This window comes from Sphingobacterium paucimobilis HER1398 (assembly GCF_000416985.1).
GTDB lineage: Bacteria > Bacteroidota > Bacteroidia > Sphingobacteriales > Sphingobacteriaceae > Sphingobacterium > Sphingobacterium paucimobilis.
On sequence record NZ_ATDL01000015.1, the window covers coordinates 486,567 to 501,059 of the forward strand.

Here is a 14,493-nt window from a genome sequence, read left to right on the forward strand (position 1 = left end):
GGTTTCTTTAATTAAAATGTCAGTTTAAGATTTAGACCGTAGGTACGCACCCCTGGCGCAAGACCAACTTCCACGCCTTGGTAGTTACCAGATCCCAGCGCACCTTCAGGGTCAATAGGATTTTTGATCTTACCGATTCCTGGGATATCCAATTTAGACTTACCACGATAGAAGAAAAACAGATTTCTTGCCGTTAGAGAGACTTGGGCGGCCTGCAATCCCTTAATCTTGCTTACATCAAATTTGTAAGCCAATGCAAGTTCACGCATACGAACATTCGTCATGTCATACACAAAAAAATCACCCCAGGCATCACGACCATTCTGTCCCACTTTCTGCCATAATTGCTGTGCCGTAATAGCCGCTGTATTAGCGCTACCGTCAGCCTGCACGGCATCTAGAACCAAACCACCTTCTCTATACTTCTCTGTAAATTCTGCTACACCATAAGAAGCTAGATAAGCAGAGGTACCCGACACAATCTCACCTCCTATACGTGCATCGATAAGGGTATTCAATGTAAATCGTTTATAATTGAAGCTATTCGTCCAACCAATCAATGCATCAGGATTGAAGTTCCCCAATTTCTGATTACTTTCTACAACAGGCAGCCCCGTTGCATCCACGATATACTTTCCAGTACCTGGATCCTGTTTCCACTTGTGTCCATACAGGTCCCCATATTTTCCACCTTCATTGACTACAACAGTAGCATATTTTGTATTCTCTGTGATGTTAATACGTTTCGCTTTTGAATGGAGCTTGAGCACTTTACTCCTATTGACAGCAAAATTGATCCCCGTATTCCATCTAAAGTTTTCTTTTTGAACAGGCACAGCAGTCAACTGCAGCTCAAAACCACTATTCTGAATGTCACCTGCATTGATGTACTCTCTGGTAAAACCACTAGCCATAGGCATAGGGATATACATAAGCTGATTGACCGTATTGCTCTTATAATACGTAGCATCAAATCCTAACCGATCCTTAAAAAATTTCATATCCAATCCGACTTCAAAGGACGTCGTTTCCTCAGGTTTCAAGTCGGGAATAGATTTGGTTGCGCTTCTGAAGACAAATCCTTTTTCAGCACCTAAGTCAAATTGGTACAACTGCTGTAGCTGCAAGGGGTCAGGATCATTTCCAACTTTTGTATAGGAGCTTCTAGCTTTTCCAAAGGTAACCCAATCTGGGAGATCCAACCATTCGTGAAAAACAACGGAAAGGCCTGCAGACGGATAGAAGAAACTGTATGGTGCTGACAATGTGGAAGACCAATCATTACGAGCAGTAAGGTCTAAGAAAATATTATTATAAAAACTCAACTGTGTACTCGCATAAATCGAATTTAATCTTCGCTCATAATTCTTGACATCCTTAAATTCCGGAGTTGTAGCCACTAAAAAGGAAAAATGGTTTGGAATACTCAGCCCATTCGCCATATTTTGGAAACTATTATAGTTCCGCTTCAAAAAACTAGTCCCTACCGTATAATTCAACTGAATATCTTCGTTAAGTTCATGTTTCCCGTTCAACAGAAAATCAAAATTCTGTTCCGAATATTGTGTATGCGTTTGATAATATTTCCCACCATCACGTACATCACCTAAGGAAACCGTGCTGTGAAAAAATGAGCCATCGATGACATCTCTGTACTTATCAAAAGAATATCGCCCTAGAATATTCAACCAATCGGTCAACTGATACGAAACCGAACCCAATGCTGTAATCCGATCCCGAGCTTCATTGACAGATGTGCGGTTTATACTCCAATAAGGATTATCATAGATAGAAGAACCCGACCAATACTTGCGTAGTGGTTTACCATCAGAGGGATCAATTGTCTCAAAATCTTTCAATTCTGCGTCATCCATATCCCTAGGCATGATATAGGCCTCTATCGGCATTCCGGTATCACCCAATCGCGGTCGATTAGCAATCTGCTGATTGACATAATTAAGTTTTACATCCGTCTTAAGACCTGGAATCAATTCCGTATTCAGTCGCAGATTCAGACTATTCCGTTTCAAGTCATTCCCTTGAAATATCCCACCGATCTTATTATTGCTGTACGACATATAGCCCTGCACTTTTTCAGTCCCTCCGTAGGTGCTGATACTGTTATTAAACGTAGCAGCATTTCTATAGAAATCCCTTACGTTATTTTTATAAGTAGCACCTTGTTCGCCCCAACTTTCGCCAATATTCACCCCCTTCTTTCCTCCATTTCCACGACCATACGTATTTTGGAAATCAGCTAGCATATTGACCTGGTCTAGTGATGCGCTACCATTATAGTCAATACTATAACGTCCTGCTTGCCCTTGCTTTGTGGTAATGACAATTGCCCCATTGGCCCCTCTTACCCCATACAGGGCCGCCGCCGACGGTCCTTTTAGAATATTGATGGATTCAATATCGTCGGGATTGATATTCGCAGCTCCGTCACTGGTGCCATAATTAGGTGTTGTTCCAGTGGCCTGAGGGCCAGCCGTATTATCATAAGGCACACCATCCACCACGACCAAAGCATTATTATTTCCAGCAATAGACTTATTACCCCGTAACACGACCCGTGCAGCACCTCCTGGACCTGTAGAGGCTGTAGTTACTGTAGCACCGGCCACTTTACCAGTCAGATTGGTCATAATATTACCACTATTATCCCGGACGTTGTTTACCGCATCGCTAGCCAATTGTTGCGTAGAATAAGTGAGTCCCCGAGTCTCCCTTTTTATACCCAATGCTGTGACTACCACTTCCGATATGGCCTCTTGCTGAGATTCCAGTTCAACACGGACTTCCTGAGCGGATGTAGCGATATGCACCAATGTCTTATAACCGACCATCTGGATCTGAATCTGATCCCCGGAGGCAGCTTGTAGATTAGCCTCTCCCGTAGCATTGGTAGCTGTAGATTGTTTGGTACGTTTGTTAATTAATGATACACCGACAAGCCCGGTCTGACTGGACTTGTCCATAACGGTGAATTTCCTGGATACATTGTCCTGCGCAATTGCCAGACTAATCTGTAGTATCCCAAAAAGTGCGAGTAATCCAAGTGAGAAGACTCGCGTTAAAAGTTCTTTTCTCATCATAATAAATAGGGTTATAGTAATACCGTCTTCATGCAGACGATAGGTTCAAAGAAATAAGATTCTCCTCAGGTTTGCAATCAAATGGCCAAATATAGTTCCGATAACGCTACCGATTAATTTACTTCTTTAACTGTTAAAAAAAGGATAGAATTGCAACAATTACTTTAATATCCAGCGGTAATCAAGTTCATTAAGCCATGCTTTTAAACAGAGAAAATCTTCCCAAAATCACCAATCAAGTAGATCAGGAGCACCTTTCCTCTCCTAAACGACCTACTCGTGTCTTACTATTTGGCACAGGCGTACTGCTACGTGCCCTACCTGCATTTTGTATCGAAGAAGCCAATCGGTCAGGCACATTCAATGGTGGAATTGTAATGGTCAAATCGACTCAAACAGGAAGTATAGAACCATTTTTAAAACAAGATGGACTCTACACTCTATGTACTGCTGGTATCCAAAACAATAAAGAAACAACAACGCAACAAATAATTACCTGCGTAAATGACATACTCGATGCCAACTCTTCATGGAATACTATTCTCGAGCATGCCCAAAACAAACAAATAAATATCATCATATCTAACACGACCGAGAAAGGAATTGTGGATGTAGAAGATGACCTCTTTGCTTTTCCACCGAAAAGCTTTCCTGGCAAATTGACAAGCTATCTCTATGCACGTTTTCAGCACTTGGGAGCTACAGACGAATCAAAAGCTATCGTACTGCCCACAGAGCTAATAGATGACAATGCGGTCAAACTAGCACAAATCGTAAGAAAACTAGCTACAGGTCACAGCTTACCAACCGCATTTATCCAATGGTTAGATACCCATGTTTATTTCTGCAATACATTAGTTGACCGTATTGTACCTGGAGCAATTACACTGGAAGAGTCTTCCTACACCGATAAATTAGCTATCGCAGCAGAACCATATTTCCTTTGGGCCATAGAAAGTAAAGATAATTATGTACAACAAGAGCTTTCTTTTATAGGCTCCTCCCCATATACCTTCATCTTACCATCCATAGCATCAGTGCGAGAGATCAAACTAAGGATACTTAATGGCGCACATACTTTGACTGCGGCCGCAGCACTCCTAGCACAACATCGCTTTGTGAAAGACAGCCTTATGGACTCAAACTACGAACGATTCATTAACCGACTTATACATCAAGAAATCAGACCTTCTCTTGAAGCAAAAGGCATACAACATAACGATATAAAGCTTTTTTCGGAAAGTATTATCGATCGGCTAAAAAACCCCTTCATAGAACATCAATGGAACAGTATTGCACAAAACTACCATGCTAAAATAAAAAGCCGGGTACTGCCCCTATTATCCTACTGGTATGCATTTCAAGAGCAAGCTCCTCAATATATAAGCTTCGGATTTACAGCCTACCTTTTTCTGATGAAAACACACATACATCTGTTAGAAGACAAAAGCCTAGCTGATGAGTTTAAAAATCTAAATTTTGACAAAATAGAAGAATTGTTATCCAATAAAACCATCTGGGGGACAGACCTTATGATTTGGCCGTCTTGGGCTCCCGCGATAAAACAGCATCTCCAACAATTGGAAACAGTATCAATACATCAAATCATGCAACGTTTATGAAAGCACTACAACTACATCCAAAAGACAATGTGATTATTGCATTACAAGAATTAGAAGCAGGAACATCTATCGCTATAAATGACAAAACATATACCGTAACCGAGAAAATTCCAGCAAAACACAAGTTCCTAGCAGAAGACTTACAAACAGGGGGACTTATATATATGTACGGAGAGGTCGTCGGATCGGTCTCCCAAAGCATGCATTGCGGTCAACTTATCAATACATCTAATACTGTTCATGCCAGTAGTCCGTACAGCTATCAAGGATATCGCCATCAATGGGAAGCACCTGATTTATCCCGTTTCAAAAACAGGACTTTCAAAGGTTATCACCGCACCGATGGCCGAGTTGGAACAGCAAACTATTGGTTGTTTATTCCCACAGTATTCTGTGAAAACAGAAACCTAGATATTCTCAAAGAAGCCATGCTCGAAAATCTAGGCTATAGTATCAGTAATCCTTACAAGGATTACGTAGCGCATCTTGTAGACGCCTACAATAATGGTCAGACATTAAGTGAATTTACCCTAGATAACCCTATTAGACCTACAGAGAGACGGCTTTTTAAGAATATCGATGGAATCAAATTTCTGAGACACGAAGGTGGCTGTGGAGGAACCCGCGAAGACGCCCAAATGCTCGGCAAGCTATTAGCAGCATACATCGATCATCCAAACGTAGCAGGAGCTACCATATTAGGGTTAGGCTGTGAAAACCTACAGCTGCAGCTATTGTTAGACGAACTAAAACAAAGGAATCCTACGCTAGACAAACCCATATTACATTTTGAGCAACAGGCAGTAGGAACAGAAACGATGCTCTTAGAAAAAGCGATGACTGGTACGTTCAATGCGCTCATTGAGGCGAATAAAATAGAGCGTCAGGAGGCACCACTCAGCAAACTCGTCTTAGGCGTCAAGTGTGGTGGATCTGATGGTTTTAGTGGAATATCCGCAAACCCTTCTATCGGGTACACCTCTGATTTATTGGTCGGCTTAGGAGGCTCCGTCCTACTGGCCGAATTTCCCGAACTCTGTGGTGTCGAACAACAGCTGTTAGATAGAATGCGTAATCCAGAACATGCAGATAAGTTTGTCAAACTTATGGAAAGCTATGGACAGGCCGCAGAGAAAATTGGTTCTGGATTCCATATGAATCCTTCCCCTGGAAATATAAAAGATGGCTTGATTACGGATGCGATGAAAAGTAATGGGGCTGCAAAGAAAGGAGGTAACTCCCCGATCGTAGATGTGCTAGATTACACCGAACCCATAACTCATACTGGACTGAACCTCGTGTGTACTCCTGGTAATGATGTCGAAGCGACAACAGGAAAAGCGGCATCTGGAGCCACATTAATACTGTTTACCACAGGACTAGGAACCCCTACAGGAAACCCTATATGTCCAACGTTGAAAATTGCAACCAATGACCAAGTGGCTACCCGTATGAAAGATATCATAGACTTTAGTACAGGCGGTGTTATCTCAGGTCAAAAATCAATACAGGAAATGGGGGAAGACATCCTTGAACTATGTATCAAGACCGCTAGCGGAGAGATAGTGCCCAAAGCCGTACAACTACAACAGGATGACTTTATACCTTGGAAGAGAGGCATCAGTCTATAATACTTTAATTCTGTTGCTTTCATACGGAAGCAACAGAATTAAAACAAACAATTTAACCAAAGTTACCATTGATATAATTCAATGTCATCTCGTTCTTAGGGGCATTAAATATCTGACTGGTCTCCCCCTCTTCTTTTACTTCCCCTAGATACATAAAGACGGTCTTATCAGCAATCCGTTGAGCCTGTTGCATATTATGCGTTACGATCACGATAGTATATTTTTCCTTCAGATGAGAAATCAGCTCTTCAATCTTCAATGTACTCACAGGATCCAGCGCAGAGCAGGGTTCGTCCATTAAGATAACCTCCGGACGCAAAGCTACAGCCCTAGCAATACACAAGCGTTGTTGCTGTCCTCCTGAAAGACGTGTAGCAGGCATCTTCAGATCATTCTTCACCTCATCCCATAAAAAGGCTTCCCTCAGTGCTTTTTCAATCACATCCTTACCATGAGGCAAGTTATTAATCTTCAATCCATAAGCGATATTTTCATATATACTCTTGGGAAACGGGTTCGCTTTCTGGAAAACCATACCTATCCGCTTTCTTATCTCTGTAACAGGAATAGCGCGATCATAGAGGTCTAAATTTTCCAATTTAAGTGATCCCGTAATTTTGGCATCAGGAGAAAGATCGTGCATACGGTTAAAACTACGCAATAAAGTACTCTTACCGCAGCCGGATGGACCTATCAATGCTGTGATTTCATGCTCGTTAAAAGAAACGTTAATCTTTTTCAACACCTCTTTTGTTCCGAAACTTATCTCTAGATTTTCTGCAGATAATTTAGTTTTCATTTTTCCTGTATTTGTAACGTATATAGAAAGCTGTCAGATTCAGCAAGAAGACAACAATAATTAATACTAGAGCCGTACCGTAAGCGATAGGACGTACCTCTTCAATGGACTGATGTTGCGTAGAAAGCATATAAAGGTGATAAGGCAAAGCCATGAACTCATTATCAATAGCACCTCCTACTCCGTTGATATAGAACGCCGCTCCCGTAAATAGAATAGGTGCTGTTTCTCCCGCCGCCCTGGACAATGTAAGAACAACACCGGTCAAAATACCGGACATAGCCGATGGCAATACCACATCTTTTATAGTTTCAAACTTAGTAGCTCCTACAGCAAGGGCTGCTTCGCGCGTACTAGCCGGAATACGCATCAAAGCCTCCTCCGTAGTCGTAATAATATAAGGTAAGGAAAGTAGCCCTAAGGTCAAGCCTGCCGATAGCATAGAAGTACCAAACTGTAATGCCTGTACAAATAAAGCTAATCCAAACAAACCGTATATAATAGAAGGAACTCCCGACAAATTACGTATGGCAGCACGTATAATACGCGTCAACCAATTATCCTCTGCATATTCATTCAGGTAGATAGCGCAGCACACACCAAAAGGAATAGAAAACAAAGCGGTAAGCAACGTCAACAATACCGTACCAATTATAGGGGTTAAGATACCACCTTTAGTCATTCCTTCACGCGGCACCTCCGCTATAAACTCCCAAGATAAGGACCCCGCACCTTTAGATACAATCTCCCAAAGAATAATAACCAAAAAGAAACATACTAATCCCGTACTGAGCAACAGCGTACCCCACTCGATGATTGATGTAAAATTAAACTTCCTACGCTGCATGATACTTTCTAAAACGGTTAATAAAAAATTCGCCCACCAAATTCGCTATCAGTGTCATAAAGAACAATACGGTAGCAATGGCGTAAAGTGCAAAATAATGGGTGGTCTGGTAAGGTACTTCCCCCATCTCAATAGCGATCGTAGCTGTCATCGTCTTTACCGAATCAAACATTCCCTCAGGTAGTAACGAAGCATTTCCCGTAGCCATCAACACCGTCATTGTCTCGCCTATAGCACGCCCTACTCCTAGCATTACTGCAGCGATAATACCCGGTGCTGCCGCAGGAATAACAACTCGGCATAAGGTCTGCCATTTAGTAGCTCCGACACCATAACTAGCCTCCTTATACGTCTTAGGGACAGCATGAATAGCATCTTCCGCAACCGTAATAATAGTTGGCAAAGCCATTACTGCAAGCAAGATAGCTCCATTGAGTGCGTTCAAGCCATTCGGCAAATTCGCAACATTTGCCAGCCCGGGACCGACCAATACAATTCCTAGGAAACCAATTACTACAGAGGGAACCGCAGCCAACATTTCAATCACTGGTTTCAGGATATTCTTCAATTTAGGACTAGCATATTCTGCTATAAATGCTGCAGTACCGATCCCCAATGGTATAGCGATTACCATCGCCCCAAAGGTGACCAATGTAGTACTGAGAATAAGCGGTAACATACCATACTTTGGAGTCTTTCCTGTCGGGTTCCATTCCAACCCTGTAATAAAATCCAGTGGCTTCACATCCAAAAAGAAAGAGAATGAATTGTACACCAACATGGCTAATATTCCTCCCAATGCCGCCAACACAAGGAGTCCTGTGATTTTAAAAATATATTTGAATGCTACATCCAAAGACAATCGCGTTTTAAACTTCATCTGTGTATGAATTATTTCTTTATGGAGATATCTCTACTAATCCTTAATATAATAACCATGGTCCTTTATGATCTCTTTACCTTTATCACTTTGCTCAAATTCGATAAAAGGCCGAACCTTTTCCCAGGAGCTAGCGACAACAAACTGGTATAACGGACGTTGAAAAAAGTACAGACTGTTATTGATTGCTTCGATATCGTTGGGAGAATAAGCAACAGCTGTAGGAGTTTCCTTTATCTTAATTAATCGAATACCTTGCTTCGTTTCTGGCTCATCCCCTACATATCCTGCTCCAATGTAACCAACACCAGATTTATCTACCTTTACCCCTTCAATAATCTGTGCATTACCAGTCATTTCCTTTGCAGCCGCCGAAAACTCAATCTTCAGTTTCTTCTTCACAAAAGAATAAGTCCCCGAACTGCTTTGACGTCCATAGATATTAATAGGAAGATTCACAGGTGTCAATTCATTCCAATTCTTAATGGTACCATCTAGAATTTTAGCAAGAGTTTCTAGATCCAATTCTTCCAAAGGTAAATCCTTGTGGACGATAAAGGCCGTAGCATCTTCAGCGAAAACGACGGTTTTCAGTGCAATATCCTTCTTTTTAAACTGTTCTATTTCCTCTTCAGAAAGAGGCCGTGAGGAATTGGCAATATCAGCCTGCCCGTTCAATAACGATGTAATCCCTAAACCGGATCCACCGCCTGATATGGCAATACTAAAACTAGGATCAATCGCGGTGAATTTCTCGGCTAGATTAACAGCTAGGTTAACCTCGGTATCCGAGCCTTTCATCTTTATGGAATGATCTTTGGACGTACAACTGTGAACAACAGTCAGTACCACGAGTCCAAAATAGGTTAAACCAATAGGTCTGATTCTCTTCATTGCCACAAAAGTGACACTTTAATATAAAGAGAAGTTTAACCCAATATTAAGTACATGTTAAGAGGGGGCTTTTTTGTTAAAACTGTGTAAAAAACCCATTAAATACACATAAGTTAACATAGCCCTCTACATTCTATTAAAAAGTTAGAGGGCTATGTAACATTACTTCGTTTTTTCTTCCTGTCGGTCAGCGGCAGACTTGTCTTCTGCCACACCGGCTTTCCAATAGGAGAATGCGTAATAATCGCGATTACTCCATCCCAGGTCTTCTTTAAAATAAGAACGCAATGAACGTACAGAGCTGTATTCGCAAGCGACATAAGCAAATCTAGAACCTTCAGTAGGCAAAACTACCGCTTTCGCCCGTTCTGCAATTGCACTACCTTGCTCAGGATGAGCATTAATCAGCCACTCCACCTTAAACCCTTTATGCTTTACTTCTGGATGGATATCTGCTTCACTAGGAACCTCCACTATACAATACCCTTTAGCATCGGCAGGGAGGCTTTCCAAAATACAACAGATAACGGGGATTGCCGTTGCATCTCCAATTAGGAAATACCAATCCGCTTCCGTATAATGCTTGGTCTCTCTCACTTTCATTGCTATTCCCAACTGATCAGATTTTACGGCATTTCTCGCCCAAGCCGAAGCTGGCCCATTGTCTCCATGATTGACAAAATCAATGGTCACCTCGTTAGTGTCCGTATCAAATGCACGATGTGTATATGTACGTACCAGTGGTGTTAGATTTTCATCGGGCATTACCCATTCTCCCCGTTCACTATCGAATGTAGCAAATTGAACTTCCTTCGTTCCAGTTGGTGGAATAAAAATCTTATTATTCGCTCCTAAGGTACATTTCCCAAAATCAGTATCCTCATCCGCTTTTAACCGCACGCGGATATAATGTGGCGTAATGTACTCTTTAGCTGTTACCTTAAATATATGTCTTGCGATAACTGTCTTTTCCATACTATTATTGAATTAATTGAACAATATCATCTACCATCAAATTGATAGAGGTTAAGCCTCCACCTGAAATAAACCAAACATTAGGGTCTAGATAGAACATCTTCTTATTCTTATAGGCATTAGTCATTTTAATCAGCTTATTTTCTACCTCTTCCCGACTAGCTGTCTTCCCCAGTACAGCGGCATTTCGGTCTACAATAAATAGATAGTCCGGATTAGCCTCAGCAATAAGCTCATTAGAAACTCGCTGACCATGTACCGATTCATCTTCTAGATCCAAGACAGGCTTTATCCCCAATACATCGTGGATAAAACCAAATCGAGAACCTTTACCGAATGCGCTGAATTTACCGTTGTTATAAATCAAGAACAACGCTTTATTCGGATCATCCTTAAATTTTGCCTGAGCGGTCCCGATCCTATGTTTCAAGGAGTCAAGCTTAATAGTTGCTAACGCCGCTTCTGAAAAAATAGAAGCAATCATCTGAACATTCGCCTCAAAAGAGGATAGGTAATTTTTATTATCTGTTCCGACAAAGACCGTCGGGGCTATTTCGCTCAGTTCATCATAAAAACGTTCCTGTCTTGTCGATATAAAAATCAAATTTGGTTTCAATGCGGAGATGGCCTCAAAATTCGGTTCAATAACGGACCCCACATCAGTGATAGATGGATTATCACGATAATCTGAAAGGTAATCCGGCAAAAATTTCTTCGGGACTCCTGTTGGAACCAAGCCCAACTCCTTCATCGTTTCCAATGCACCGATATCCAATACCACGACCCGTTCTGGCTTCACAGCTACTGCGATATCGCCATATTTATGATGTACTGTGATTAAGCTATCTGCCCCCCCCTCCGATTTCTCGTTGCTTGAATTGGATTGACAGGCAACCGCACTTAAAAACAACAAACCACACATTGTTATCTTACCTAGGTTTCCTAACATCATACGTATACTCATCTTCATAGATTAAAATAATTACAAATCTTTTTATCATTTCTCTCGATAACATCAAACTCTATATCAAATATACCTTTGAGGACTACTGGATCGATAACTTTGGCCGTTTCATCATCATAACAGATATTCCCATCTTTCAGCGCCACAATCCGATCCGAATACTGAGCCGCAAAGTTGATCTCATGAATCACAATGACCACCGTCTTCCCCAGTTCATCCACCAAACGACGCAATGTCTTCATAACATGTACTGCGTGTTTCATATCTAGATTATTAAGAGGCTCATCCAACAATATAAAATCGGTATCTTGAGCAATAATCATCGAAATGAAAGCACGTTGTCGCTGTCCTCCGCTCAATTCATCGATATACGTATCCTGCAAATTCATTAAATCAGAAAACGCAATGGCTTCATCGATTTTTTGCTCATCAAAAGCACTTAATTTCCCCTTACTATAAGGGAATCGACCAAAAGAGACCAGATCTCGCACGGTCAATTTCAAGTCCAGATGATTGGACTGCTTTAGTATAGAAAGTTTCTTCGCAAGGTCTGTTCCTTTATAAGTGGACAATTCCTTGCCCAGAAAACTAACCGTCCCACCATCCTGCTTTATCAATCGACTGATAATAGACAACAATGTACTTTTACCCGCTCCGTTGGGTCCAATTAACGATGTAATTTTCCTATTGGCAATACTCCCCGAGACATCTTTCAACACCTCTTTTTTGCCATAATATTTAGCTATTGTTTCAAACTCTAACTTATTCTTTTCCGTGTTATCCATAATAAATACATAAAATATACCCCACCCATAAAATTTATAATAATACTGACCGTCGTAGAAAACTGTAGAACATGCTCTACTAGAAATTGACCAAGAATCAGTGTAAGACAAGCCACCAAACTAGATATCACCAACATGCAACGATGTTTACGTGTCCTGAATAACTCATAAGTCAAATTGGTAACCAAAATCCCTAAAAACGTAATCGGACCAACCAAAGCTGTAGAAACAGATACCAAAAGAGAAATGACAAATAGAAAACGCCTAACCATCTTATCGTAGTCCACCCCCAAACTTATTGCCTGATCCCGTCCCAATGCCATTACATCAAGGTATCTTGCATTCCATCCGGTATAGATCAAAGCTACAAGCATCGTTATCCCTGCTACACTTAAGAGTTTGGTATTCATCTTAGCAAATGACACAAACATAAAGTTCTGTACAATAGAAAATTCGTTTGGGTCGATCAGCACATGCAAAAACTGGCTTAAGGTCATAAACAACGTTCCCAGAACCATTCCCGTAAGCAGTAGATAATACATGCTTCTCCGGTTCTTACCAAACAGCAGAAAATACAGCAACAGGGAAAAACCTAACATAAAAAGAATAGCATAAAAAAAGTTTTCCTGCTGGCTGATTACTTTGAACGCCTTGTCACCGTACAAAAAAACGATCAATGTCTGAAAAAGAATAAAAACGGCTTCATACCCCATAATTGAAGGCGTTAAAATTCTATTTGCGGTAATAGTCTGAAAAATAATCGACGAACAAGCCACACTAATGCCAACCACAAGCATGCTCAACAAACGAATAGAGCGTTTTTCAATCGAATAACTATTCGTCAGCTCTACACCATAAAGTATAAAAGATCCTCCGACCAGGAGCAACAACGCCACTATTATCAAAAACTTAAACTTTGCTCCCACTATTTCCGCTTTAAAATCAAAACCAAGAACACAACACTGCCGATAACACCAACAATCATCCCTATAGGTACCTCATAAGGATAAACGATAAGCCTGCCCATTAAATCACAAATCAATAAAAAAACAGCACCCACATACGCAATTAAGGGAAGTGTCCTCCGAAAATTATCCCCAACAATCATACTCACCACATTCGGAACAATGAGCCCCAAAAAAGGAATTGCCCCAACTGTAACGACCGACGAACTAACCACCATGGATACGACAAATAAGCCCAGATAAACGATCGCCTCATACGATAGGCCTAGACTCTTGGCAAAACTCTCGCCCATCCCCGCAATAGTTATCTTATCTGCATACAAATAGATAATCGCTACCGCCGGTAAGACTAAAAATACCGCTTCATACTGCCCCTGCATAACCGATGAAAAATCACCTAAAAGCCATTCCTGTGTATTCTGGACAATTCCGTGTTTGTACGCAAAAAAGGTTGATACAGCGCTCAAAATACTACCAAACATCAACCCTATCAATGGAATAAAAACAGTGCTTCTCAATTTAACTTTATGTACAAAAAATATAAAGAGAAAAGAGGTCAAAAAGGTGAATCCCAACGCAAATAACATCCGTACAAACAACGAAGAGTTAGGTATAAAAATCAAAGCCGTCAATATCCCCATCTTCGCGGCCTCCAAAGCTCCCGAAGTCGTGGGAGAAACAAATCTATTCTGGGATAATTGCTGTAGGACAAATCCCGCAATACTGACGCCTGAGCCTACAAGAATCAGCGCCAGAGTCCGTGGGATACGGCTAACCACAAAAAAAACCAATTTATCCCCGTCTCCAAACAAATCCCAAAAACGTACATCCTTGACGCCTGTAAAAAGAGAAAACCACATCAATACAAGTAATATGATGAACGTACAGGCCCAGACAAAAAAACTATTCTTTAAAAAACTCAAATCTTTCAATTATACGTCTATAGTACACTACATTCTACAGCTCATACCACAAAAAACAGACAAGCCGCAGGGAACTTTGACACCTATCGAAGCTCCCTGCGGCATTATAG

At 41.1% G+C, this 14,493-nt stretch carries 12 protein-coding genes; 2 read left to right on the top strand and 10 right to left on the bottom strand.

The genetic code is table 11. From position 1 onward, the window contains the following. Positions 1-11 precede the first annotated feature (11 nt). Positions 12-3,098, bottom strand: coding sequence for a SusC/RagA family TonB-linked outer membrane protein (locus M472_RS34915; RefSeq protein ID WP_031301743.1), 3,087 nt, complete (start codon positions 3,096-3,098; stop codon positions 12-14). A 197-nt stretch (positions 3,099-3,295) separates the two neighbouring features. On the opposite strand from M472_RS34915, the gene M472_RS34920 reads away from it, so the two are divergent. Together M472_RS34920 and M472_RS34925 are read left to right on the top strand one after the other, a co-directional pair. Beyond that, positions 3,296-4,720: a tagaturonate reductase gene (locus M472_RS34920; RefSeq protein WP_021070590.1), complete on the top strand. Its 1,425-nt coding sequence runs from the start codon at positions 3,296-3,298 to the stop codon at positions 4,718-4,720. Then, positions 4,717-6,351 (top strand): UxaA family hydrolase, encoded by a 1,635-nt coding sequence (locus M472_RS34925; RefSeq protein ID WP_021070591.1) that lies wholly within the window; start codon positions 4,717-4,719, stop codon positions 6,349-6,351. Before M472_RS34920 ends, M472_RS34925 begins: the two co-directional genes overlap by 4 nt. Before the next feature lie 52 nt (positions 6,352-6,403). Here M472_RS34925 and pstB read toward each other — a convergent pair whose 3' ends face one another. From pstB to M472_RS34970, 9 genes are all read right to left on the bottom strand, one after another. Continuing rightward, entirely contained in the window at positions 6,404-7,150 is a 747-nt protein-coding gene (pstB, locus tag M472_RS34930; protein WP_021070592.1) for a phosphate ABC transporter ATP-binding protein PstB, read from the bottom strand. Further along, on the bottom strand, positions 7,140-7,997 hold the full coding sequence (gene pstA / locus M472_RS34935; RefSeq protein WP_021070593.1) for a phosphate ABC transporter permease PstA: 858 nt from the start codon (positions 7,995-7,997) through the stop codon (positions 7,140-7,142). Before pstA ends, pstB begins: the two co-directional genes overlap by 11 nt. Next, a complete protein-coding gene (gene pstC / locus M472_RS34940) occupies positions 7,987-8,877 on the bottom strand; it encodes a phosphate ABC transporter permease subunit PstC (protein WP_021070594.1) in 891 nt (296 codons plus the stop codon). The genes pstA and pstC overlap by 11 nt, the downstream gene beginning before the upstream one ends. Positions 8,878-8,913: 36 nt before the next feature. Continuing rightward, the gene (locus M472_RS34945) at positions 8,914-9,771 is read right to left on the bottom strand and encodes a substrate-binding domain-containing protein (RefSeq protein ID WP_021070595.1); all 858 of its coding nucleotides are present in this window, start codon (positions 9,769-9,771) and stop codon (positions 8,914-8,916) included. 162 nt (positions 9,772-9,933) lie between these two features. Further along, positions 9,934-10,746: a siderophore-interacting protein gene (locus M472_RS34950; protein ID WP_021070596.1), complete on the bottom strand. Its 813-nt coding sequence runs from the start codon at positions 10,744-10,746 to the stop codon at positions 9,934-9,936. Positions 10,747-10,750: 4 nt separating this feature from the next. Further along, positions 10,751-11,716, bottom strand: coding sequence for a siderophore ABC transporter substrate-binding protein (locus M472_RS34955; protein WP_021070597.1), 966 nt, complete (start codon positions 11,714-11,716; stop codon positions 10,751-10,753). Then, positions 11,713-12,495, bottom strand: a complete 783-nt coding sequence (locus M472_RS34960; protein ID WP_021070598.1) for an iron ABC transporter ATP-binding protein — start codon at positions 12,493-12,495, stop codon at positions 11,713-11,715. The genes M472_RS34955 and M472_RS34960 overlap by 4 nt, the downstream gene beginning before the upstream one ends. Beyond that, positions 12,468-13,421 (bottom strand): iron chelate uptake ABC transporter family permease subunit, encoded by a 954-nt coding sequence (locus M472_RS34965; RefSeq protein WP_021070599.1) that lies wholly within the window; start codon positions 13,419-13,421, stop codon positions 12,468-12,470. The genes M472_RS34960 and M472_RS34965 overlap by 28 nt, the downstream gene beginning before the upstream one ends. Further along, positions 13,421-14,383 carry an ABC transporter permease gene (locus M472_RS34970; protein WP_022829359.1) on the bottom strand — a complete coding sequence of 321 codons (963 nt, stop codon included), beginning with the start codon at positions 14,381-14,383 and terminating at the stop codon, positions 13,421-13,423. The genes M472_RS34965 and M472_RS34970 overlap by 1 nt, the downstream gene beginning before the upstream one ends. Positions 14,384-14,493 lie beyond the last annotated feature (110 nt).

Bases quoted from the DNA above. Each gene is read 5' to 3' on its own strand.
- pstA (WP_021070593.1), bottom strand. From the start codon at position 7,997: ATGCAGCGTAGGAAGTTTAATTTTACATCAATCATCGAGTGGGGTACG.
- pstB (WP_021070592.1), bottom strand. From the start codon at position 7,150: ATGAAAACTAAATTATCTGCAGAAAATCTAGAGATAAGTTTCGGAACA.
- M472_RS34925 (WP_021070591.1), top strand. From the start codon at position 4,717: ATGAAAGCACTACAACTACATCCAAAAGACAATGTGATTATTGCATTA.
- M472_RS34960 (WP_021070598.1), bottom strand. From the start codon at position 12,495: ATGGATAACACGGAAAAGAATAAGTTAGAGTTTGAAACAATAGCTAAA.
- M472_RS34950 (WP_021070596.1), bottom strand. From the start codon at position 10,746: ATGGAAAAGACAGTTATCGCAAGACATATATTTAAGGTAACAGCTAAA.
- M472_RS34920 (WP_021070590.1), top strand. From the start codon at position 3,296: ATGCTTTTAAACAGAGAAAATCTTCCCAAAATCACCAATCAAGTAGAT.
- pstC (WP_021070594.1), bottom strand. From the start codon at position 8,877: ATGAAGTTTAAAACGCGATTGTCTTTGGATGTAGCATTCAAATATATT.
- M472_RS34915 (WP_031301743.1), bottom strand. From the start codon at position 3,098: ATGATGAGAAAAGAACTTTTAACGCGAGTCTTCTCACTTGGATTACTC.
- M472_RS34945 (WP_021070595.1), bottom strand. From the start codon at position 9,771: ATGAAGAGAATCAGACCTATTGGTTTAACCTATTTTGGACTCGTGGTA.
- M472_RS34955 (WP_021070597.1), bottom strand. From the start codon at position 11,716: ATGAAGATGAGTATACGTATGATGTTAGGAAACCTAGGTAAGATAACA.